Genomic DNA, 268 nt, shown 5'->3' on the forward strand with positions numbered 1-268 from the left:
TTATTATATGTCTCGGAGGTATACCCAAGTTCGGCTGAAGGGATCGGTCTTGAAAACCGACAGGCGGTGAGAATCGCGCGGGGGTTCGAATCCCTCTACCTCCTCCATTTTCTTTTAAAATGGTTTAGACATAAATAATAAAATATTTTTCCTTCATGGAGGTATACCCAAGTTCGGCTGAAGGGATCGGTCTTGAAAACCGACAGGCGGTGAGAGTCGCGCGGGGGTTCGAATCCCTCTACCTCCTCCATTTTTTCTAAATTAAATA

2 tRNA genes are annotated in these 268 nt (G+C 45.1%); both read left to right on the forward strand.

The window, feature by feature from the left end:
- Positions 1 to 14: 14 nt before the first annotated feature.
- Positions 15 to 107, forward strand: a tRNA-Ser gene (locus tag MR079_RS28745).
- Positions 108 to 157: 50 nt separating this feature from the next.
- Positions 158 to 250, forward strand: a tRNA-Ser gene (locus MR079_RS28750).
- Positions 251 to 268 lie beyond the last annotated feature (18 nt).

The sequence above is a fragment of the Bacillus cereus group sp. BfR-BA-01381 genome, assembly GCF_022663555.1.
Lineage (GTDB): Bacteria > Bacillota > Bacilli > Bacillales > Bacillaceae_G > Bacillus_A > Bacillus_A pacificus.